The following is a 22,411-nucleotide window of genomic DNA, read 5'->3' on the forward strand; positions in this document are numbered from 1 at the left end:
GCCGGGCCGCCGCCGCGGCAGTGGCATGCGTTGTGATGCTTTCCCTGGCCGCCTGCGGACCCACGGCCGAGCAGCTGAAGGCACGCGAAAGCGTCACCAGTGCTGCACCGGTCCCGGCTGCACCCAGCCCCACTCCGGCCGCGCCCACCCCGTCCGTCCCAGCGGCACCCAGCCCCGAGCCGCCGCCCACACCCGAACCCCTGAAAGTGGGCGTCAGCGGCAGCCAGGCCGGCATGGCGCAGCCGGTCCAGGATGCATGCCAGTTCCTGCTGCGCCGGGATCCGGCCGCCTTGCCCGCTGACGAAGCAGCATCCTGCGTGCGGGCTGCCATGGATGCCGGCGGCGGAGCAACCCAAACCCTGGAAACCTCATCCAGTTGGCTGCCGCCGGGGACACACACCCTCGAGTTCACCACCGCACCGGAGTTCGCCCTGACCCTGGAAAACCCGGACCTGGACCTGCGGATCACAGCCGGCGCCGGCGGTGGCAGCGTCGACACCGGGGGAGGGCGCATCGCTGCGGACCCCGGCGGCACCCCCGAGGAAGCGTATGCGGCGGTGCTGGCCTCTGCGGCGGAACTGACCGTGAACCCGGAGCGGGTGGCTGAACTGATCGCCGGATCGGCGGCACTGACCGTGGATTATGACGCGGTCCTCAACGGTGCCGTGCGCACCAAAATCAGCGGAGTCCGGCCCGGCGGCCGCACCGATGACATGATGCCCACGGAAGTGACGCTGTGGCTGGATGACTATTACCGCCCGGTGCGCTTTGAACTTACCGGCCGGGTCCGGGGCATCACCTCCAGCATCACCGCCGTTAACAGCGGGTGGGCCTCCTAACCCGGTGCTGATGGCCCGGCCGGCAGGGACGTCCGCTCCTCCGGCGGCTTTAACCTGCACCGCGGAATGCGGTATGCTGAATTGCTGATCCCCGTGGAAAGTGCTCAACCGCTGACCATGGGGGCATTCCAAGCTTTCAACCACCAGTGCCTGGCAAAATCCAGGCACCAAAAGAAGGTAATACATTGAAGTCTGATACCCACCCTAAGTATGGCCCGGTTGTCTTCCGCGATCTCGCGTCCGACACCTCTTTCCTGACGAACTCCACGGCTACTTCCGCCAAGACGGTCGAGTGGGAAGACGGCAACACCTACCCCCTCATCGAGGTGGAAATCTCCTCCGCATCGCACCCGTTCTACACGGGCAAGCAGCGCATCATGGACTCCGCCGGCCGTGTCGAGCGCTTCAACGCACGCTTCAAGGGCTTCGGCGCCAAGAAGTAATCCGTTCGCAAAGAACAGCAGAGCTTCTAGACTAGGAAGGCCCGCCCGGATATCCGGGTGGGCCTTTTTACTTGGGACAAGGAAAATGAATGAGCAGCAGCACTGAGCAGGACAACGGCCGCCGCCACGGGGAGTTCAAAGTGGCCGGCGGCAAACTGGTAGTGGTGGACCTGGATGTCCGCGACGGGAGGCTGGCCAACGTTTCGCTCAGCGGCGACTTCTTCCTTGAACCCGACGACGCCCTGCTGAACATCAACCAGGCGCTGGAAGGTCTGCCGGAAGATGCCTCCGGAGCGGACATTGCCGCTGCCGTGCGGCGGAACCTGCCGGACGACGCCGTGCTGTTCGGCTTTTCACCCGAGGCCATCGCCACCGCGGTACGCCGGGCCCTGGCGAAGGCCACGGGGTGGAATGACCACCAGTGGGAGATTATCGGTCCCACGCCGCTGTCCACGCCAATGCACGTGGCCATGGACGAAGTCCTTGCCGAAGAGGTTGGTGCCGGCCGGCGCAATCCCACCCTGCGGTTCTGGGAATGGGAAACGCCGTCAGTGGTGATCGGCAGTTTCCAGTCGCTGCGCAACGAGGTTGATGCGCAGGGTGCACGGAAGCACGGAGTAACGGTGGTCCGCCGCATCAGCGGCGGCGGAGCCATGTTCATGGAACACGGCAACGCGATTACCTATTCGATTTATGTGCCCCAGTCACTGGTGGACGGACTGAGCTTCGCTGACTCATACCCGTTCCTCGACGCCTGGGTCATGGAGTCACTGGAAAAACTGGGTATCAAGGCCTGGTACCAGCCGCTTAACGACATCGCCACGGATCAGGGGAAGATTGGCGGAGCCGCGCAGAAGCGCTTTAGCAACGGGGGCATGCTGCACCACGTCACCATGTCATACAACATTGATGCGGACAAGATGCTGGAGGTCCTGAGGATCGGCAAGGAAAAGCTGTCCGACAAGGGCACCACCAGCGCCAAGAAACGCGTCGATCCGCTGCGCCGCCAAACGGGGCTGACCAGGGAAGAGATCATTTCCACCATGATGGACACCTTCACCGCACGCTACGGTGCCGTCCCGGCCGGGATCTCCGACGAGGAGATGGCGCAGGCCGAAACCAAGGTGGCCGAGAAATTCGGCACCTCGGAGTGGCTCAACCGCGTTCCCTAGCCGTGGTCCGGGCACCGCGCTTCTCCTGCCCGCGTAGACTGCCGACCATGGAAAAAAAGTCCCTGACCGCCTTAGTGCGGAACCAGCTGCAAATCGCCGGCAGCGCGTCAAGCGGCCGCAGCGCCCAGACGGTCTACGGCGGCCACGAACATGTGCTCCGGCAAACCCTCATAGCGCTGAACGCCGGGTTCACTTTGGACGAGCACGAAAACCCGGGCGAAGCGACGGTCCACGTTCTGAAGGGGCGGGTGCTGCTGCATTCGGAGGGTGATTCCTGGGAGGGATCGGCCGGAGATCTGTTGATCGTGCCGCAGGCCCGCCACTCCCTGGAAGCGGTGGAGGACTCCGCCGTGCTGCTGACTGTTGCCAAGACGGACCGCTGGCCTTAACCAGTCCGGCGGCGGGTGTATGCCCCGCCGCCGGGCTGGTTACCGGTTACCTGCCTGCTGCCTGCGCCCGCAGGGACCGCAGCAGCTGATCCTGCTGCTCCACGATAATCCTGCGCAGGGCTGACGGCGCCTGCGGATTGGCTTCCAGCCAGTCCATGCTGGCCACCAGGACCGGGTGGTCCGCCGGAACCATGTGCGGAGGCAGATCCTGCGCCCCGGGGAACAGGCCCGCAACAACACGGCTGGCCAGCTCGATGCTGCGTGAACTCCACACCAGGGTCAGGGACGCGAAGTAGTCGGCGGAGAACACGGCCAGCAGGTCTGTGCTGCCCATCGTGAACCCGTTGATGGTGGCCGACAGCAGCTGATTGGACAGATCGTTGGCATGAACGGCTTCCTGCCATGCGGCTGCCTTGACCGCGGGGTCCGGGAAGGCAGCAGCAGCGGTGGTGAAGCCCACCCGCCCGGAAGCGGTGGCGTCCAGTTCAACTTCCGCTTCCAGCTTCGCGCGCGTGGCGTTGCCGGTGGCTGCCAGGGCCTGCCACAGCAGCCAGCGCAGGTCCGAGTCGACAGCCAGTCCCGGAACGGATGCCGTCCCCTCCAGCAGACCGCGCAGCAGCTCCGTGTGCGAGGTGCTGGTCCGGCCGAGGGCGGCGGCGCTGCGGGCCCAGATCAGCTGCCGGTCGCTGCCGGCTTCGGCGGCATGCAGCTGTTCCACCACCAGCGAGTACAAGGTTTCGCGCAGCCCGTCCCGGCGTTCGGCCGGGGCGAAGCGCTCCACCGCAAAGCGTGCGTTGTCGAGCAGGACCTGCAGCACTCCGGCACCGGTTTCCAGGGGCGCGGCATGCACGATGAGCCGGACGTAGTCCTGGGCGCTGAGGGCTCCGTCGCGGACACTGTTCCACAGGGCCGAGAAACACACGGCACGGGCCAGCGGATCAGGCATCCGGCCCAGGAAATGCAGCAGGGTCTGCAGGGACTCGTTGTCGAAGCGGATCTTGGCGTACGTCAGGTCCTCGTCATTGAGCAGCAGCAGCGCCGGCCGCGCCGTTCCCACGAGTTCGGGAACATCCGTCCGGGAACCAACGACGTCGATTTCCACGGTTCCAGTGCGCACCAGCGCGGAACCGGAGCCGGGGCTGGTGCTGTCCGGGTTGTACAGCCCGATGCGGAGCCGGTGCGGCCGGGGGACCTGCTCGCCGCTGACCGGATCCGGCGCGTCCTGGACAATCGTCACCGAGGTGTAGACGCCGTCGTCGTCGGTCTCGACCAGGGGAGTCAGGGCCGGCACGCCGGCTGTCTGCAGCCAGAGGCGGGACCACACCGCCATGTCCCGACCCGATGCCGTGCTTAGTGCGCCGAGCAGGTCTGCGAGGGTGGTGTTGCCGTAGGCATGGTCGCGGAAGTACCCGCGGGCCGCATCGATGAAGGCATCGAAGCCCACATAAGCGACCAGTTGCTTCAGCACCGAAGCGCCCTTGGCGTAGGTGATGCCGTCAAAGTTCTGTTTTGCGGCTTCCAAATCGGTGATGTCGGCGACGATCGGATGCGTGGTGGGGAGCTGGTCCTGGACATAGGCCCAGGCCTTGCGCCGGTTCGCGAAGGACACCCAGGAGTTGGTGAAGGGCGTGGCGTTATCCACGGCCAGGGCGCCCATGTAGTCGGCAAAGGACTCCTTCAGCCACAGGTCATCCCACCACGCCATGGTGACGAGATCGCCAAACCACATGTGCGCCATTTCGTGCAGGATCGTGTTGGCCCGCGCTTCGTACTGGGCTTCCGTGGCCTTGGACCTGAAAACGTAGGCTTCGGTGAAGGTCACGAGGCCGGGATTCTCCATGGCGCCGAGGTTGTATTCGGGGACAAAGGCTGAATCGTACTTGCCGAAGGGGTACGGGTACTCGAACAGACCATGGAAGTACTCCAGCCCGCGCTTGGTGATGTCGAAAATGTTCTGCGGATCAAAGTGTGCGGCCAGCGATGCGCGGCAGTAGGCGGCCAGCGGTACCTCGAGGACCGAGCCGTCCTTCATGGTTCCGGACCAGGAATCCCGGGCCGCGAAATAGGGTCCGGCCAGGACCGAGGTGATGTAGGTGGAGATGCGCTGGGTTGGAGCGAATTCCCAGCGGCTCAGATCGCCGGAACCGAGCGGCGTACGGGACGTTTCCGCTCCGTTTGAAGCCACCTCCCACTCCGAGGGTGCGGTGACGCGGAAGGTGAAGGAGGCCTTGAGGTCCGGCTGCTCAAAGTCCGCGAACACACGCCGCGCATCGGCCGGCTCGTACTGGGTATAGAGGTAGGTCCGGGCGTCGGCGGGATCCGTAAAGCGGTGCATTCCCTCGCCGCTGCGGCTGTACAGGGCCGTGCCGTCCACAGTGACGGTGTTTTCCAGGTCCAGGCCGGGGAGGTGGATCCGGGATCCGTCCACGGCGGTTTCCAGGGGAAGAGTTCTTCCGTTCAGGACCACCGACGAAACACCGCCGTGGATGAAGTCCAGGAACGTGGCGCTGCCGGGTTCGGAGCATCTGAAGGTGATGGTGCTCCGGGACCGGAAACCGGTGGCCTCCGGATTTTCGGCGGTGCTCAGGTCGAGCTCGACCTCGTAAGCGTCAACGGAGATGAGGGCTGAGCGGGCGGCGGCTTCTTCACGGCGCAGATTCTGGTTCGACACTCCCTCATTCAATCATCTTCCGCCGCCGGCCGGACCCGGCATGCCGGGCGGGCAGGAGCCGGTCCGCGAGCGCCTGAAAGGAAAGGGAGGCCAGCAGGATGAAGTACGGCGTGTACAGATACAGGAACCGCGCGCGGCCCTCGGAAAGCAGCAGGAAGAGCAGCAGTCCCAGCAGGGCGATGCGCATGGCCGAGACTTCCGGGAGCAGCAGGCGTGGAGTGCGCAGGAACAAGGGCACCGCCACCAGGGCCAGCAGGGCAAACCAGGTTCCCTGCCACAGCGTCAGCAGCCAGGGGAACCCGGGCCGGTTGTTGCCGTAGACGTCCTGGATGAAGCGGTCCGCCGGGTCCGTCGATATGAAGTCGCTTCCCGTCCGCCGCCCCTCGCCCCACGAGTAGAAGGAACCGTCCCCCGTGATCCACAGCAGCTTGTGGTTGAGGAAGGAGATGTAGCCGCCGGCCCCCATTGCGGCAACCCGTTCGCGGTAGGCGTCCAGGCCATGCCGGAACTTCTCCTCCGGATCAGTAATGTTAACCGTGGCCCAGTAGTCGTCGTCGTTATAGCGGCCGTACATCAGCCCATGCGGTCCGGGAGCGCTCTGTGCCCCCACTTTGAGGAAGTGGGTTGGAGGCATGGCAGCCGGGTTGTCGGCGACGTTGAACCCGATGGTCGGGCTTTGCTGCTCGAAGGCACTGATCATCCTGTGTCCGGCAAAGAAGCTGCCCGAGACCACTGCGATGCCGAGCAGCAGGACCCCGGCGCCGCGCCCCCGGGCCCGCAGGGCAGGAGAGCAGACAGCGGCGGCGCCGGCAGCGAGAAGGCACATCAGCACCGTTGGCTTGATCCCGTACCCCACGGCTCCCACCGCACCGGCCAGGACCCACAACGGAATCCGCACGGTCATCCGCCGCGTACGCTGCGCTGCGAGCAGCAGGCACAGGATGAGGACGGGAAACATCAGGCCGGTGGTGTCCGAGTACAGCACCCCCAGCCACGGCGACAGCAGGACCAGAATGACGGACGGCAGCAGCGTGAACGCTCCCACCGTGCGGCCCCCGAGCATCCGCCCGGCAGCATAGGTCAGCGCTATCCCGGCAAAGAGGACAAGGGCGTTCAACGCGGCGGCCGCCATGTCCAGGTCGGTGACTCCGAGATCGAGGGCCAGCCTGAAGTAACCGGAGAGCAGCAGCGTCAGCAGGATGTTGTTGGGGTTCAGCGAAAAGTATGGTGCATCGATCTCGGTCTGGGTCCCCAGCGCCAGGCCCGACGCGGACATAAAAATCGGGTGTGAGTCCCAGTCGGCCGGCAGCCGCACGGCATAGGCCAGCCGCACATGTGCCGTGAACAGCAGGATCCACAGAGCCGCTGTGCCCAGCCCCGCCAGGAACCGGTGTCGGAGCAGAAGCGGGCCGGCTTTCCGCAGCCCGAGGTAAAGGACCAGCATCAGCACCAGCACCAGCAGGCATGCTGCGAGCGCCCACCCGGTTTCGTAGCGGGAGTGTCCGAAATGCGGAAACAACACGTTGCCCAGCAAAGACCACAGGGCAACAGCGCAGAACACCAGTCCGGCCGCCGTCGCCACCGCGCTGTAGCCCCATCCGCCGGGTTTGTCCGGTGAACCGGGCGAGGAGACTGAACCAGGGGAGGTGATGGGGGAGACAGCTGTGCTGCCCGCCGGGACAACGGTCTCCGTCCCCGCCTGCGCCCTCCTCGAACCGCCTGCAGGGTCCTGGCGTCGGTGCATCGGCACATCCCGTCATTCGGAGGCAGTCGTTCGGAGGCAGGGGAAAGACAGAACGCACGCGGTCCGGGTCGGGGGCCGGCGCTGAAGAGTTGCTGGCAACAGTAGGGTCGGCGGAACGCACGAACAAGGGGGTACGCAGATGAAGGAATCCCGGGCAGGGGATTTTGCGGGTAGCACCGGAGTACCCGGCAGCTGCTTTCGGGGTACTACCGGGACAGCAGGAGGGCGAGGGCCAGGCCCAGGCTGCCGATGAGGAACCAGGAGACCAGAGCGGCACCCACTGCACGCGTGCCGGACGCGAACAGCATGCGGAACCGCACTCCCGCCCCGAGTGCGAAAAGCGATGCGGCGAAGAAGATTTCCTGCACCACCGCGGCGGCCGACAGGACGCCGTCAGGCAGCACGCCGGTGGTGCGGACAAGAATCAGGGCCAGGAACCCGAGCACGAACAGGGGGACAAGCGGGGGGAGTTTCCCGGCGGTGTCCTCTCCGCGGGCGGCCTTGCGGCCAATGAGTCCGGCGGCGGCTGCTGCCGGTGCCAGCAGGACCACCCGGGCCAGCTTGACGACGACGGCGGCCGCGAGTGCCGTTGTTCCCGCGGTCTGTGCCGTGGCCACAACCTGGCCGACATCATGGACGGAGGCGCCGGCCCAGATGCCGAATGTTTCGGCCGGCAGATCCAGCAGCGATGCCAGGAGCGGCAGCACCCCGATGGCCAGGGTGCCGCACAGGGTCACCAGGGCTATCGGAACCACCGTGTCTTCGTGCCGGACCCTGCGGGCGGCGGCAATCGCCCCGATGGCGGATACGCCGCAGATCGAGAATCCCGAAGCGATCAGCAGGGGTTCATCGCCGGGCAATCGAAAGGCCCGGCACACCAGATAGGTGCCGCCAAAGGCCGCCGCCACCAATACCACGATCAATAGCAGCGCCAGCCAGCCCAGCCCGGCGATATCGACCAGCGATACCTTTAGCCCCAACAGCACAATTCCGGCTCGCATGAGCGTCTTGGCAGCCTTCGACAAGCCGGGCTTCAGTGGCCCGGCGACTGCCGCGGACACTCCGGGGAGATTGGCGGCCAACAACCCGAGGAGCACCGCCGCCGTGAGGACGGGGAGCCAGGGAAAAAGCCAGTGCAGGAGATACGCGGGAAGGACGGCCGCTGCTGCGGCGGCGGCGCCGGGCAGTACAGCGGTGCTGATGCGGCGCGGGGAAGTGCTGTTCACGGTTCCACCCTGCCGCACGAATGAACTCCCGCCAAACACTGAGCCGCCTGTGACCTGATGAAGCCCTGCCCCGTTCATCTACTTGGCGCATGTGGGCCGCCCATCCCCGTTAGGGCCATCAGGGGATTTCACCGCAGGGCGGCTTTGTTAGAGTGAGGAACACCCCCTATTTTCTGAGGCAACGCCCCATGCACGTGGACGATGACATCCGGATCCCCGAACACCCGTGGACGCAGCCGGCACCGCAGGCCGCTTCAGCCCTGGAGGTGGTTCCGGACACCGGGCTCTCGGCCGATCAGGCCCAGCGGCGCATGGAACACTACGGGCCCAACGAACTCAGCGCCGGCCGGAAGATTCCGGCGTGGCGGAAGATCCTCGCCCTGCTGACGGACCGGCTGATCCTGGTGCTGATAACCGCCGCCGTCATCAGCGCGGTGGTCTCGCGCGAATGGGAAACCCCCGTGGTCATCCTCGCGGTCATCATCCTGAACACCGTCCTGAACTATGTCCAGGAGCAGCGGGCGGAAAACAGCCTGGAGGCGCTGCGCAGCACCTCGGTCTCGGTCGCCACGGTGCGCCGCGGGGGACAAATCGTGGACATCCCGCGGTCCGGGCTGGTGCCCGGAGACGTGGTCCTCCTGGAAGCCGGGGACACCGTGCCCGCCGACGGACGGCTGATGGAGGCCGTGCGGCTGCAGGTTGCCGAAGCGGCGTTGACCGGGGAATCACAGCCCGTCAACAAAAACACCGCGGTGCTCGAGGACGTCGAGCTGCCCGTGGCGGACCGCACCAACATGCTGTACATGGACACCGATGTCAGCCGCGGCCGCGCGGTGCTGCTGGTCACCGGGACAGGAATGAACACCCAGATTGGGCGGATTGCTCACCTGCTCGGTTCCACGGTGGAGGAAAAGACCACGCTGCAGCGCAGCATCGACCAGCTCGCGCGGCTGCTGACCTACGTGGCCCTCGTCGTGGTGGCCGTGGTCTTCGTTTTGGGGCTGCTGCGCGGGGACAGCTGGGAGGACCTGTTCCTGACCGCCGTTTCCCTGGCCGTGGCCACCATCCCCGAAGGGCTGACCGCCGTGGTGGCCTTCACGCTGGCCATGGGGGCCTCCCGGCTGGCGGCCCGCGGCGCAATCATCAAGCAGCTTGCTGCGGTGGAAACCCTGGGCAGCACCTCGCAGATCTGTACGGACAAAACAGGAACGCTGACCCTGAACGAGATGACGGTCCGGCGCGTGCACACCGCCTCCGGCCGCGTCTTCCGGGTCTCCGGTTCAGGCTACTCCACCGACGGCAGCGTGCTCAGCGCAGACGGGCGCCCTTCTCCGGTGCTGACCCGCGCGCTGCTCGGATTTGCGCTGTGCAACGATGCATCGGTGCAGGACGGCGTCCTGACCGGTGATCCCACCGAAGGCGCCCTGGTGGTGCTGGCAGAAAAGGGCGGCATCGACGCGGAGGGAGCGCGGGCATCACATCCGCGCATCGCTGAAGTGCCCTTCGACTCCGACTACAAGTTCATGGCCACCTTCAACCGCGCGCCGGCCGCCGAGGATGACGCCGCCGGGGATGACGCCGCCGGGGATGACGCCGCCGTGACGGCGGCACGCGGCGGCGTCGTCTGCTACGTGAAAGGCGCTCCGGGAGTGCTGCTGCAGAGATCGGAGTTCCTCGCCATGGCCGAGGGACAGCGCCCGCTGCAGCCCGATGACCGCGAACGGATCCTTGCCGAGGTGGATGCCCTGGCCCGGCAGGGCCTGCGGACCATGGCGGTGGCCGCCCGGCCGGTGGATTCCGCACTGCCCACGGACTCCGACGAGCTGCGGGAGAGCGTCACCGGGCTGGTCTTCCACGCGGTGGCGGGCATCATGGATCCGCCGCGGCCTGAGGCTGCCGAAGCCATAGCCCGGGCCCGCGGAGCGGGCATCAGCGTGCACATGATTACCGGGGACCATCTGGTCACGGCCTCCGCCATTGCCGGGGACCTGGGGATCCAGGGCGAAGCCGTCTCCGGTGCCGCACTGGACTCCATGGACGATGCGGAGCTGCAGCGCCGGGCCCCCGGTTACGGGGTGCTCGCCCGGGTGTCGCCGGAGCATAAGATCCGGATGGTGGAGGCGCTGCAGGCCGACGGCGCAGTGGTGGCGATGACCGGCGACGGCGTCAATGACGCACCGGCCCTGAAACGGGCCAACATCGGCATTGCCATGGGGATCACCGGCACTGATGTGTCCAAGGGTGCGGCCAAGATGATCCTGACCGATGACAACTTCGCCACCATTGTCACCGCGGTGCAGGAAGGCCGCGGCATCTACGCGAACATCCTGAAGTTCGTCAGCTTCCAGCTCACCACGGCGTGGGGGTTCGTGCTGATTTTCCTGGCCGCCGCGGCATTCGGCCTGGCCGGGGGAGCGCCCTTTACCGCCCTGCAGATCCTGTGGGTGAACATCATCATGGACGGCCCGCCGGCCCTTGCCCTGGGTGTGGACCCCGCCGATCCGGACCTGATGAAGCAGCCGCCGCGGCCGGCCGGCGAACCGCTGCTGACCGGCCAGCGCATCCTGCGGGTCCTGACCATGGGCGTGGTCATGGCCGTGGGCACCTGCTCAGTGCTGTATCTGGCCCCGCAGATGTATCCGGACAGCGCGGGCGATCCCCTGTTTGCCACCACGCTGGCGTTTACCACGTTCGTTTTCTACCAGGCCTTCAACCTGCTCAACGTCAGGTCGGCAACCGCCAGCGTCTTTTCGCTGCGCACCTTCACCAACCGCGCTGTTTGGGTGTCGCTGGCCGCCGTCGTCGTCCTCCAGGTCCTGGTGGTGCAGCTGGGTGTGCTGCAGGGACTGTTCGACACCACTGGCCTGACCTCCGGGCAGTGGTTCCTGGCCCTGGGCGTGGGATCAACGGTGCTGTGGATCTCCGAGATCCGGAAGGCGGTCTCCCGCTACCGGCTGCGCAACCGGGCGCCGGCCTACCAGGGTGAGGGCTTGTAGTCCTTGAGGAAAACGCCGTACTGGTCCTCGCCGGCTTCACCCATGACAATCGGGTCGTAAACCCTCGCCGCGCCGTCCACCAGGTCCAGTGGAGCGTGGAAACCCTCCTCGGCCAGGCGCACCTTGGTGGGGTGCGGGCGTTCGTCGGTGATCCAGCCGGTATCCACGGCGGTCATGAGGATGCCGTCGGTCTCCAGCATTTCTTCAGCGCTGGTGCGGGTGAGCATGTTCAGCGATGCCTTCGCCATGTTGGTGTGCGGATGCCCGGGGCCCTTGTACCGGCGGGAAAACTGCCCCTCCATCGCGGAGACATTCACGATGTACTTGCGGTGCGCCGCCGAGGCGGCCATGGCCGGACGCAGCCGGTTGACCAGCAGGAACGGTGCGGTGACGTTGCAGAGCTGGACTTCCAGCATTTCCAGCGGCTCCACCTGGTCCACCACCTGGGTCCAGCTGTTAATCGGCGCGGTGTCCGGCACCAGCCCGCCGGCGTCGATGGCCGTGCCGGCGCCCAGCTTCTCCAGCGAGGACGAGCCGGCGGTCAGGGCCAGGGAGGTGACGGCGTCCCCGGCCAGGACCGGATGCTCGGCGATGGACCCGGCCAGCGCGGTGGGGTGCGCGTTGTGCGTGTGGCCGAAGGTCACCAGTTCCGGCATGTTGCCGGCCGGCAGCTCCTCAAGCTCGGCATCCACCAGCGGCTGGTAGGCGTTGGAGGTCCGGCGCACCGTCTGGGCGGCATTGTTGATCAGGATGTCCAGGGGGCCCGCGTCGGCCACGGATTCGGCCAGCGATATGACCTGGGCCGGGTCGCGCAGGTCAATGCCGACAATGCGGAGCCGGTGCAGCCAGTCCGCCGAGTCCTCCATGGCCGCGAAGCGCCGGGCGGCATCCTTCGGGAAGCGGGTGGTGATGGTGGTGTGCGCGCCGTCGCGCAGCAGCCGCAGGGCAATGTACATGCCGATTTTCGCGCGGCCGCCGGTGAGCAGCGCACGCTTTCCGGTGAGGTCGGTGCGGGCGTCGCGCTTGGCGTGGCTGAACGCGGCGCATTCCGGGCACAGCTGGTGATAGAACGCATCCACCACTGTGTAGGGCTGCTTGCAGATGTAGCAGTTGCGCGGCTTGAGCAGTGTTCCGGCCGACGGTCCGTGTGCCGAGGACTTCAGCTGGGCGCCGCGCGTTTCATCATCGATCCGGTCGGAGGCCCCAGTGGCGGTGCGGGCGACGACGGCGCGGTCGGCATCCGCCGCGGCGTCGCGCTTTTCGTTCTTCCGGTGTTTCTTCACGGATTTGAACATTTTGGCGGTCGCCCGGCGAACGGCGACGTAATCCGGATGTTCCTCGTCCAGGACGTGGATGGAGGACAGGACCCGCAGGCAGGCCTGCAGGTCTTCGGGGCTCAGATCGGGGGTGCTCATGAAAGTCGTTTCTGCTGTGTTTCCCGCCGGCGAAAAACACGGCGAAGGCAAATTTGCTGCCTTCCGACCTTACAACGAAACACCGCGGCACCCGGTATCCCGGGTGCCGCGGCGGAGGAAGATCACAACCGGGGTTTCCCGGCAACCGTTGTTAGACGGGAGCGGCCTCTGCCTCGGGTTCGGGCAGCGAAACTTTCTGCCCCTTGCTGAGCACCGTCAGCCCGGAGGCGGTGACGGTAAATCCGCGGGCAAGGTCCAGGTCCCGGTCCACGCCGATGGTGGCGCCGGGCGGGATCTGCACATTTTTATCGATGATGGCACGCCGCACCACGGCGCCGGCTCCAACATGGATTCCGTCCATCAGGACCGAGTCGGAGACCACCGCGCCGGAGTCAACGTACACGTCCGGTGCCAGCACGGAACCAGTCACGGTGCCGCCGGAAATCACCACGCCGTTGGAAACAATCGAGTCGAACGCGGTGCCGGCCTGATCGGCGGCGCTGCGGACAAACTTAGCGGGCGGAGAGATGCTCTGGCGGGTGTAAATGGGCCACTGCAGGTTGTACAGGTTGAACGCCGGCAGGGGTGAAATGAGATCCATGTTGGCGTCGTAGTACGAGTCGAGGGTACCGACGTCGCGCCAGTACTGGTGGTCGCTGCCGGTGGCTCCGGGAATGACGTTGTGCGAGAAGTCGTAGACGGCGGCGTCGCCGCGCTCCACGAAGTAGGGAATTATGTCCCCGCCCATGTCGTGCTTGGTGATCAGCCGCTCGGCGTCGACCTTGAGCGCATCCACCAGGGCGTCGGTGTTAAAGACGTAGTTGCCCATGGATGCCAGGAACATGTCCGGATCATCCGGCAGGCCCGGCGTGGTGGCCGGTTTTTCCACAAAGGCTCCGATCATGCCCGGCCGTTCCGGATCCGTTTCGATCACTCCGAACTGATCGGCCAGGTGCAGCGGCTGCCGGACTGCCGCCACGGACACCGAGGCGCCGGACGCTATATGGGCTTCCACCATTTGGGAGAAGTCCATCCGGTACACGTGATCGGCGCCGATGACCACCACGATGTCCGGCCGGGCGTCGTCGATCAGGTTCATGGACTGGTAGATCGCGTTGGCACTGCCCAGGAACCAGCTCTTGCCGACCCGCTGCTGTGCGGGAACGGAAGCCACATAGTTCTGCAGCTGAGTGGACAGCCGCCACGTCTCTGATATGTGCCGGTCCAGGCTGTGGGACTTGTACTGGGTCAGGACAACAATCTGCAGGTATCCCGAATTCACCAGGTTGGACAAGGCAAAGTCGATAAGCCGGTACCGGCCGGCGAATGGAACGGCAGGTTTTGCACGGTCCGCTGTCAGCGGCATGAGGCGCTTGCCTTCTCCGCCTGCAAGGACAACGGCCAGGACCTTCTTTGGCGCCATTATGTGTTTCCCCTGTTTCCGCTTCTTGTCATACGTTGCTTGCTTTTTGCGCAAATTACTCTGCGCCTGTTACTTGGTGTTGCTCTGCGCTTATTATCGAACGGCGCAGCCGGCGGTAATAAGTCTGCTGTCCTTCACACTAGATCACCGGAGCGCCGGTGCACTACGTTGGTTTAGTGCGAGTAGATATTGTGTCAAAGGAATTCCCGCCCGAAATCTACGGCGGAGCAGGCGTCCACGTAGCCGAACTCAGCAGGGTGCTGGCCGCGGAGGTGGATCTGCGCGTCCACTGTTTCGGTGCTCCCCGCCCGGCTGACTACCACGGTGCCGTGGTCAGCACCTACGCGGTGCCCGCTGGACTGGACGATGCCAACCCGGCCGTCCAAACGCTGGGCACCGACCTGGAAATCCTCAGGGGCCTGGACGGCGCCGACATCGTGCATTCGCACACCTGGTACGCGAACATGGCCGGGCACCTGGGATCGCTGCTGTACGGCATTCCCCACGTGCTCAGTGCGCACAGCCTGGAGCCGCTGCGCCCTTGGAAGGCCGAGCAGCTCGGCGGTGGTTACGCCCTGTCCTCCTGGGTGGAAAAAACAGCGTACGACGCCGCGGCGGCCATCATCGCCGTCTCCGAAGGCATGCGCCAGGACATCCTGCGCAGTTATCCCGAAGTGGACCCGGCCAAGGTGCGCGTGGTCCACAACGGCATTGACGTTGACCTGTGGCATCCTGACAACGATCCCGACGGTCTTAGCGCCCTGGGCATCGACCCGGACCGCCCCAGCGTGGTGTTTGTGGGACGGAACACCCGGCAGAAGGGCGTTCCCTACCTGCTCCGTGCGGCGGCATTCCTGCCGCCGGAGGTGCAGCTGGTCCTGTGCCTGGGCGCCGCGGACACGCCGGAGCTGGCAGCCGAGACCAATGTCCTGATCGAGGAGCTTCGGCTCATGCGCAACGGCGTCGTCGTGATTGAGCGGATGCTGCCGCGCAACGAACTGATCAAGGTGCTCAGCTCCGCCACCGTTTTTGCCTGCCCGTCCATTTACGAACCCCTCGGAATCGTCAACCTCGAAGCCATGGCCTGCGGCACCGCCGTCGTTGCCTCGGCCACCGGCGGCATTCCTGAAGTGGTGGACTCCGGTGTGACCGGACTGCTGGTGCCGCTGGAGCAGCTGCAGGACGGCACCGGAACGCCGCTGGACCCTGAAGGGTTTGTTCGGGACTTTGCCGCCGCGCTGACCGAAGTGGTGACCGATCCGGAACGGGCTGCACGGATGGGGCAGGCCGGACGGCAGCGCGCCACCGAGCAGTTCTCCTGGGATTCCATCGCCGCCGCCACACTGGACGTGTACCGTTCCGTGCTGCCGCATGCGGGCTGAGCACACCACCTCAGCACACCACCTGAGCACACCGCCTCAGGGGCGCAGAGGGCACCATCCGGCCGCCTGACAGGAAAAGCCGCCTGACAGCGAGAAGGCCCCGGCCGGTTTCCCGGCCGGGGCCTTCACGGCAAACCTAGCGCTTGGCCTTGGCTGCCTGCTTCTTGCGCTGAATCAGGATTTTTTCGTCCACGGGCGATGCTCCGCTGGCGCGCATGAGCCGCTGGTATTCCATGGCCTCGTCCTGGCGCACCTTTTCGGCACCGGAGGCAACGGAGGCACGCAGGTGCTCCGGTCCGTAACCAAAGGCATCCACCAGGTCCAGGGCATGCGGGCGGATCTTGGCCAGCAGCCGGTTGATGTACGGACCCAGTGTGCGGGCCCGCTGCGAGGACAGGCGGCCGTGCATCAGGTACCAGGACAGGTTCTTCTCAATCAGGCACAGGCCAAAGAGGTCCCGCACCCAGGTCATGACCTGGCGGGTGCCGTCATCTTCGATCTGTTCCAGTGCCCGGGTGAAGGCTTCCCACTGCAGCAGTTCGGAGTGCGCACGGGCCGCCTCGATCAGGTCATGCTGGTTGTTGTTGAAGACGGCCGCGCCCTTGTCCTTGGGCAGCCGGCGGGCTTCGCGCAGGGCGCCGGCCACTTCGGCCACCATGGTTCCCACCCGGTCCGTCAGGAGATCACGCTGGGTCCTGGGATCACGCAGGGCAATGGCTGACTTCTTCTCGGAGCCGGTGTCAGCAAACGCCTGGACAATCTGGCGCAGGCCCGTGCGGTGCATGGTCCGGTCGGTGGCCTGTCCGACGGCGTAGCGGGCCAGGACGCCGAAGTCCGCTCCCACGAACTCCTTGGCGTAGTCGGCCAGCAGCCGCTTGGCCACCAGCTGCAGCAGGACCGTGTTGTCCCCCTCGAAGGTGACGTAGATGTCCAGGTCCGCGCGCAGCGCGGTGAGCCTGTTCTCCGCCAGGAAACCGGCACCGCCGGTGGCCTCACGGGCTTCCTGCAGGGTGTCCAGGGCATGCCAGGTGGACAGGGACTTCAGGCCGGCGGCAAGGGTCTCCAGGTCCTGGCGGTCCTCGTCGGTGTCATGGGCGCCGGAGAAGACGTCGTCAAACTTCTGCAGCAGTTCCTCATGCGCGAAGGCCGCAGCGTAGGTGGTGGCCAGCCGCGGCAGCAGCCGGCGCTGGTGCTGCTGGTAGTCCATCAGGACTTCCTCGGTAATGTCCGATGCGCCGTTGAACTGGCGGCGCTCGGTGCCGTACTGGATGGCGGTCTTCAGGGCCAGCTTGGACGCTGCCACCGCGGCGCCGTCCAGGGACACCCGGCCCTGGACCAGGGTGCCGATCATGGTGAAGAAGCGGCGGCCCGGGCTTTCGATCGGCGACGTGTAGGTGCCGTCAGCTGCGACGTCGCCGTAGCGGTTGAGTAGGTTGGTGCGGGGAATGCGCACATTGGTAAAGTGCAGCCGGCCGTTGTCGATTCCGTTCAGGCCGCCCTTGACGCCGTCGTCCTCGCCGCCGATGCCGGGCAGGAAGCCGTTGTCGTTGCGCAGGTCAACGTAGAACGCGTGGACGCCGTGGTCAATCCCAGCGGTGATCAGGTGGGCGAAGACGACGGCGGCCCGGCCGTGCACGGCCGCGTTGCCGATGTAGTCCTTCCACGCGGCGCGGAAGGGTGTGTTGATGATGAATTCTTCGGTGCCGGCGTCGTACTCGGCGGTGGTGGCAATGCTGGCGACGTCGGATCCGTGCCCGGTTTCAGTCATGGCGAAGCAGCCGGGAATCTCCAGGCTCATGATGCCGGGAAGCCACTTCTCGTGGTGCTCACGCGTGCCAAGATGCATTACGGCGCCGCCGAACAGGCCCCACTGGACGCCGGCCTTGATCTGCAGGGACGGGTCCGCGACCACCAGTTCGTCGAAGCCGGCAACGTTGCCGCCGTGGTTGTCCTCGCCGCCCACGTAGGCGGGGAAGGCGCGGTGCACGGCCTTGCTGTCCGCGAGGATCTTCATCTGGGTCATGACGCGTTCACGGTGCTCCGTGTACGGGAGGCCGGCGGGAGTATGCAGGGCTTCGGTTGCGGCGAGCGCGCGGGCCTGGAGCCGGACATCTCCCCATTTGCCCAGCAAAGCCTGGCTGAGGGCGTCCACGTTGACGACGGCGCTGTCGTCGTCGCGGACTGAGGTGCCGGCGGGGATCTGGCGTTCCGGCGTGGAGGCTACTTGCGTCATTGCGTGTCCTTCTCGTAGTGGTGGTGCCTGTGGGGTAGTGGTCATGCCTGCGGGGCGGCGGCTCATGCCGGCCCCGGTTCGTAGCCGATGCCGTCAAAGAGCCAGACGGTAATCTGGCGGGTCATTTCGGCCTCGGTGGGTTTGTTCGGGCCTGGTTCGGCGGCCAGCCACCTTTCGCCGGCGGCGCGGACCATGCCCAGCGCCGCCGTCGGCCAGAAGCCTGCGGCAACGCCCAGCTTCGGAGCCGGCGATCCGCCGTCGAGGTACGCGCGCATCGCGCGGTCCATCATGGTGGTGATCGCTTCAAAAAAGGAGGTGAGGCTCTCCGCGAAGCGGGGTCCGGCCGTTCCCGTGGCTTCACCGGCCGTGACAAAGGCGTACACGTTCGGTGAGGTCTGCGCCATTTGCAGATACGCCGAGACCATCGCCTGCAGTCCCGCCCGGGGGGACTCAGCGGTGCGGCCGGCGGCCAGGATTTTGTCCTGCATCTGCGAGAGGACCACTTCACCCATGGCCTGCTGCAGGCCGGCCTTGTCTCCGAAGTAGCGGTAGTACACCGACTTCGACGTGCCGGACGCTGCCGCGATCTCCTCCATCGATGCACCGGCACCGAGAGTGTGGACGGCGCGGCGTGCCGCCTTGATCAAATCGCCGCGGCGTTCGGTGCGGTGGGCTTCCCAGCGCAGCGACCGGCCGTCCGAGGGTACGGGGGAGGGCTCAGAGGAAGGCACGGGGGAGGGCACGGGGGACGGCGGCACCGGGGATGAGGGGTTTTGTAGAGCAGCGTTCACGATACTCAGCGTATCAGGTACGCTGGGTTGCAGTAACTCCCCTCACATTTTGCAGAACCCCCAAGGAGAACAGACTCATGGCTGCACAGCCCCAGGCCGAACATGCCGCAACCGGCGGATCCACCCCTGCTCCGGCCGCACGCAAGGCCGTCGTGATCGGCGGAAACCGCATCCCTTTCGCCCGCTCCGGCGGCAAGTACACCTACAGCTCCAACCAGGACATGCTGACGGCAGCCCTCGATGGGCTGGTGGCCCGTTTCGGACTCCAGGGTGAGCGCATCGGCGAGGTTGCCGGCGGCGCCGTCCTGAAGCACTCCCGGGACTTCAACCTCACTCGCGAAGCCGTCCTCGGCTCGGCGCTGTCGGCCGAGACTCCGGCCTATGACGTACAGCAGGCCTGCGCCACCGGACTGGAAACCGTCATCAGCCTGGCCAACAAGATTAAGCTGGGCCAGCTGGAATCAGCGATCGCCGGCGGCGTCGACTCCGCGTCGGACGCCCCCATTGCCGTCAGCGAAGGCCTGCGCCGGGCGCTGCTGGACTTGTCCCGGGCCAAGACCACCAAGCAGAAGCTGGCCGCCGTCGCCAAGATCCGGCCCCGGGACCTGTCCCCGAACGCTCCCACCACCGGAGAGCCGCGCACCGGGCTGTCCATGGGCGAGCACCAGGCCCTGACCACAGCCCAGTGGAAGATCACCCGCGAGGCCCAGGATGAACTGGCGCTGGCCAGCCACCGGAACATGGCCGCTGCCTATGACCGGGGCTTCTTCGATGACCTGATCACCCCGTACCGCGGGCTGTCCCGCGACGCCAACCTGCGCCCGGACACCACCATGGAGAAGCTGGGCAAGTTGAAGCCCGCTTTCGGGCGCAGCCTCGGCGACGAGGCGACCATGACGGCCGGCAACTCCACTCCGCTGACCGACGGCGCGTCAGTGGTCCTCCTCGGATCCGAAGACTTTGCCCGTAACCATGACCTGCCCATCCTGGCGGACATCGTGGACGCCGAAGCCGGCGCCGTCGACTTTGTCCATGGCAAGGATGGACTGCTCATGGCCCCGGCCTTCGCCGTGCCGCGCCTGCTGGCCCGCAACGGCCTCACGCTGGATGACTTCGATTTCTTCGAAATCCATGAAGCCTTCGCCGGCACCGTGCTGAGCACGCTTGCGGCGTGGGAGGACGACGAATTCTGCCGCACCCGGCTGGGCCTTGAAGGTCCGCTCGGCACGGTTGACCGCTCCAAGCTCAACGTCAACGGCTCATCGCTGGCCGCGGGACACCCCTTTGCCGCCACCGGCGGCCGGATCGTGGCCTCACTGGCGAAGATGCTGCACGAGAAGGGCTCCGGCCGCGGCCTCATTTCCATCTGCGCCGCAGGCGGCCAGGGCCTCGTAGCGATCCTCGAGGCGCGCTGATCATGAACGACGCATACCTGAACCTTGTTAACACAGGCATTACCAAGGACATCGCAAAAAAGCTGGGCCTGCCCCGGCCGTCCATCCTGCGGCGCTTCGATCCGGCCAAACCCCTGGTCCCAGGACCGGTGCTGGTCCTGGGCAAGGGCGAGGCCGCCGACGCGTTGTCCTCCCTGCTGCTCGGCTGGGACCAGGATGTCCGCCGTCATGCCACGCCCCAGGAGAAGCTCGGCGCCATCCTGCTGGTCCTCGACGCGGCTGCCGCCCCCGAGGACCTGGGCGACACAACGCTGGCCGCGGGCGCTGCCCTGCGCGACCTTGCCCCGGGCGGCCGGGTGGTCACCGTCTCCCGCCCCGCAGCCGAAGCGCAGGATCCCGAGGCGGCGGCGGCACGGCAGGGTGTTGACGGGCTGCTCCGTTCCGTCGCCCACGAGCTCCGCGGCGGCGCCACCGCCAACGGCATTGTCCTAGCCAACGGCGTTCCCGCGACGGCTCCGGGCGTGGCGGCGGCCCTGCGGTTCCTCCTGTCAGGGAAGAGCGCCTACGTGAGCGGACAGTTCATCACCGTCGGTTCCGCCGCCGGAGTCCTGCCTATGGACTGGAACGCACCGCTGGCGGGCAAAGTGGCAGTGGTGACCGGTGCTGCGCGGGGGATTGGCGCTGCCATTGCCCGGGTCCTGCACCGCGACGGCGCCACTGTGATTGTCGTTGACGTGCCGGCAGCCGGTGAACAGCTCGCCAAGGTTGCCAACGAAATCTCCGGCACCGCCCTGCAGGTGGACATCACGCGCGACGACGCCGCCGAGCGCATCTTGGCGCACGCCAAGGAACGCTACGGTCATCTGGACATCGTCATCCACAACGCCGGCATCACCCGCGACAAACTGCTGGCGAACATGGATGAATCACGCTGGCAGTCCGTTATTGCCGTGAACATCGCCTCCCAGCTCAAGATGAACCGCGCGCTGCTTGCCTCGGACACCTTCAGCTCCGAAGGGCGCATCGTGTCGCTGGCCTCCACCAGCGGCATTGCCGGAAACAGGGGCCAGACCAACTACGCCGCATCCAAGGGCGGCGTTATCGGCATGGTCCGGGCAACGGCGCCCCTGATGGCGCCGCGCGGCGGATCCATCAACGCCGTCGCGCCGGGCTTCATCGAAACGGACATGACGGCGGCAATTCCCGCCCTCACCCGCCAGGTGGCCCGCCGCCTCAGCAGCCTGCAGCAGGGCGGCCTGCCCATCGACGTGGCCGAGACCATTTCCTTCCTGGCCTCAGATGCGGCCGCCGGTGTCAACGGACAGGTTGTCCGGGTCTGCGGACAGAACATGGTGGGGGCATGACCGAAACCCAGCTCAGTGAGATTCCCGCTCTCGGGAAGCTCTATGTCGGCGCCGTCGGGTCGGCGGCCAAGGCACGGCTTTCCTCCGCTGAAGCACCGCAGACGCTGCCCGAAGCCCGGCACACCGTCCGCGGCGCCCGGGTGGACCTGCAGCGGCTGGCGGACTTCCAGCGGCTCGTGCTGCACAGCGCCTCCGACTACCTGCCGTCCGGCTTTGTGCACACATTTGCGTTCCCGGTGGCGATGAGCCTGATGTCCCGGGATGACTTTCCCCTGCCGCTGCTGGGCATGGTGCATCTGAGCAACAGCGTGGAGCATCTGCGGCCCATCCACTACGCCGAACCGCTGACCGTGACGGCATGGGCTGAGAACCTGGCGGGGCACCGCTCAGGCACCTCCGTGGATCTGATCGCCGAAGTCAGCGCGGGTGGCGGGACCGACGCCGGGGACGCCGCCGTCGTCTGGCGCGGACGCTCGACCTACTTGGCCAAGGGTGTGTTCCTGCCGCGCCTTGACCGGCCGGAAGCCCGCGGCCCCCGGCCGGACTTCGTGCCTCCCGCGCCGACGGCGTTGTGGCGGCTCGGAGCCGACGCCGGGCGCAACTACGCCATGGTCTCCGGTGACTTCAACCCCATCCACCTCAGCCGCCTGTCGGCCAAGGCCCTGGGCATGAAGCGGTCGCTGGCGCACGGCATGTACCTGGCATCGCGGGTGGTTGCCGACATCGTGCAAAACCGGCAGGAACCGTACGAATGGAGCATTGACTTCGATTCCCCGGTGTTCCTGCCTGCGGCGGTGTCGCTGTCCATCTGCGATCTGGAGGGAGAGCAGGGGTATTCCGGTTCCACGTTTGTGGGCTGGAACCAGCGTTCCCTGCGCCGCCACTTTGCCGGCAGCGTCCGGGCGCTTCCGGCTTAACCGCTCCTCACT

General features: G+C 66.4%; 15 protein-coding genes and 1 pseudogene. 9 read left to right on the top strand and 7 right to left on the bottom strand.

The features are described from left to right. Positions 1–32: 32 nt before the first annotated feature. The 4 genes from AAE021_RS05950 (at position 33) to AAE021_RS05965 (ending at position 2,843) form a co-directional block, all read left to right on the top strand. The gene (locus AAE021_RS05950) at positions 33–839 is read left to right on the top strand and encodes a hypothetical protein (protein ID WP_342024697.1); all 807 of its coding nucleotides are present in this window, start codon (positions 33–35) and stop codon (positions 837–839) included. Positions 840–1,024: 185 nt separating this feature from the next. Further along, positions 1,025–1,282 (top strand): type B 50S ribosomal protein L31, encoded by a 258-nt coding sequence (locus AAE021_RS05955; protein ID WP_342024698.1) that lies wholly within the window; start codon positions 1,025–1,027, stop codon positions 1,280–1,282. A gap of 89 nt (positions 1,283–1,371) precedes the next feature. Beyond that, complete coding sequence (locus AAE021_RS05960) at positions 1,372–2,454, top strand: biotin/lipoate A/B protein ligase family protein (protein ID WP_342024699.1); 1,083 nt, start codon at positions 1,372–1,374, stop codon at positions 2,452–2,454. 47 nt (positions 2,455–2,501) lie between these two features. Next, complete coding sequence (locus AAE021_RS05965; protein WP_342024700.1) at positions 2,502–2,843, top strand: cupin domain-containing protein; 342 nt, start codon at positions 2,502–2,504, stop codon at positions 2,841–2,843. Positions 2,844–2,889: 46 nt separating this feature from the next. On the opposite strand, the gene pepN is transcribed toward AAE021_RS05965, so the two are convergent. From pepN to AAE021_RS05980, 3 genes are all read right to left on the bottom strand, one after another. After that, on the bottom strand, positions 2,890–5,514 hold the full coding sequence (gene pepN, locus AAE021_RS05970; RefSeq protein ID WP_342024701.1) for an aminopeptidase N: 2,625 nt from the start codon (positions 5,512–5,514) through the stop codon (positions 2,890–2,892). Positions 5,515–5,518: 4 nt separating this feature from the next. Beyond that, the gene (locus tag AAE021_RS05975) at positions 5,519–7,258 is read right to left on the bottom strand and encodes a hypothetical protein (RefSeq protein WP_342024702.1); all 1,740 of its coding nucleotides are present in this window, start codon (positions 7,256–7,258) and stop codon (positions 5,519–5,521) included. A 206-nt stretch (positions 7,259–7,464) separates the two neighbouring features. After that, positions 7,465–8,484: a YeiH family protein gene (locus AAE021_RS05980; RefSeq protein ID WP_342024703.1), complete on the bottom strand. Its 1,020-nt coding sequence runs from the start codon at positions 8,482–8,484 to the stop codon at positions 7,465–7,467. A 188-nt stretch (positions 8,485–8,672) separates the two neighbouring features. Between AAE021_RS05980 and AAE021_RS05985 the strand changes: the two genes are divergently transcribed. After that, entirely contained in the window at positions 8,673–11,480 is a 2,808-nt protein-coding gene (locus AAE021_RS05985) for a cation-translocating P-type ATPase (protein WP_342024704.1), read from the top strand. Here the strand turns inward: AAE021_RS05985 and AAE021_RS05990 are convergent. After that, the gene (locus AAE021_RS05990) at positions 11,459–12,895 is read right to left on the bottom strand and encodes an SDR family NAD(P)-dependent oxidoreductase (protein WP_342024705.1); all 1,437 of its coding nucleotides are present in this window, start codon (positions 12,893–12,895) and stop codon (positions 11,459–11,461) included. The genes AAE021_RS05985 and AAE021_RS05990 overlap by 22 nt on opposite strands. Positions 12,896–13,055: 160 nt before the next feature. After that, a pseudogene (gene glgC / locus AAE021_RS05995) lies at positions 13,056–14,318 on the bottom strand (glucose-1-phosphate adenylyltransferase); the annotation flags it as partial. Positions 14,319–14,494: 176 nt separating this feature from the next. Between glgC and glgA the strand changes: the two are divergent. Beyond that, positions 14,495–15,700 (top strand): glycogen synthase, encoded by a 1,206-nt coding sequence (gene glgA, locus AAE021_RS06000; RefSeq protein WP_342024706.1) that lies wholly within the window; start codon positions 14,495–14,497, stop codon positions 15,698–15,700. Positions 15,701–15,836: 136 nt separating this feature from the next. On the opposite strand, the gene AAE021_RS06005 is transcribed toward glgA, so the two are convergent. Both AAE021_RS06005 and AAE021_RS06010 read right to left on the bottom strand, forming a co-directional pair. Next, the gene (locus tag AAE021_RS06005) at positions 15,837–17,933 is read right to left on the bottom strand and encodes an acyl-CoA dehydrogenase (protein WP_342024707.1); all 2,097 of its coding nucleotides are present in this window, start codon (positions 17,931–17,933) and stop codon (positions 15,837–15,839) included. 62 nt (positions 17,934–17,995) lie between these two features. Then, positions 17,996–18,724, bottom strand: a complete 729-nt coding sequence (locus AAE021_RS06010; protein WP_425362453.1) for a TetR/AcrR family transcriptional regulator — start codon at positions 18,722–18,724, stop codon at positions 17,996–17,998. Positions 18,725–18,801: 77 nt separating this feature from the next. Here AAE021_RS06010 and AAE021_RS06015 point away from each other — a divergent pair, with 77 nt between their 5' ends. Genes AAE021_RS06015 through AAE021_RS06025 form a run of 3 tightly spaced genes read left to right on the top strand, consistent with a single transcriptional unit; the run spans position 18,802 to position 22,399 of the window. After that, positions 18,802–20,139: an acetyl-CoA C-acetyltransferase gene (locus AAE021_RS06015; RefSeq protein WP_342024708.1), complete on the top strand. Its 1,338-nt coding sequence runs from the start codon at positions 18,802–18,804 to the stop codon at positions 20,137–20,139. 2 nt (positions 20,140–20,141) lie between these two features. Next, positions 20,142–21,482, top strand: a complete 1,341-nt coding sequence (locus AAE021_RS06020) for a 3-oxoacyl-ACP reductase (RefSeq protein ID WP_342024709.1) — start codon at positions 20,142–20,144, stop codon at positions 21,480–21,482. Next, positions 21,479–22,399 (top strand): MaoC/PaaZ C-terminal domain-containing protein, encoded by a 921-nt coding sequence (locus AAE021_RS06025; protein WP_342024710.1) that lies wholly within the window; start codon positions 21,479–21,481, stop codon positions 22,397–22,399. The genes AAE021_RS06020 and AAE021_RS06025 overlap by 4 nt, the downstream gene beginning before the upstream one ends. Positions 22,400–22,411: the final 12 nt, after the last annotated feature.

This window comes from Arthrobacter citreus, from assembly GCF_038405225.1.
GTDB lineage: Bacteria > Actinomycetota > Actinomycetes > Actinomycetales > Micrococcaceae > Arthrobacter_B > Arthrobacter_B citreus_A.

Bases quoted from the DNA above. Each gene is read 5' to 3' on its own strand.
- AAE021_RS06005 (WP_342024707.1), bottom strand. From the start codon at position 17,933: ATGACGCAAGTAGCCTCCACGCCGGAACGCCAGATCCCCGCCGGCACC.
- AAE021_RS05985 (WP_342024704.1), top strand. From the start codon at position 8,673: ATGCACGTGGACGATGACATCCGGATCCCCGAACACCCGTGGACGCAG.
- AAE021_RS05960 (WP_342024699.1), top strand. From the start codon at position 1,372: ATGAGCAGCAGCACTGAGCAGGACAACGGCCGCCGCCACGGGGAGTTC.
- AAE021_RS05990 (WP_342024705.1), bottom strand. From the start codon at position 12,895: ATGAGCACCCCCGATCTGAGCCCCGAAGACCTGCAGGCCTGCCTGCGG.
- AAE021_RS06015 (WP_342024708.1), top strand. From the start codon at position 18,802: ATGGCTGCACAGCCCCAGGCCGAACATGCCGCAACCGGCGGATCCACC.
- AAE021_RS06020 (WP_342024709.1), top strand. From the start codon at position 20,142: ATGAACGACGCATACCTGAACCTTGTTAACACAGGCATTACCAAGGAC.
- AAE021_RS06025 (WP_342024710.1), top strand. From the start codon at position 21,479: ATGACCGAAACCCAGCTCAGTGAGATTCCCGCTCTCGGGAAGCTCTAT.
- AAE021_RS05965 (WP_342024700.1), top strand. From the start codon at position 2,502: ATGGAAAAAAAGTCCCTGACCGCCTTAGTGCGGAACCAGCTGCAAATC.
- AAE021_RS05975 (WP_342024702.1), bottom strand. From the start codon at position 7,258: ATGCACCGACGCCAGGACCCTGCAGGCGGTTCGAGGAGGGCGCAGGCG.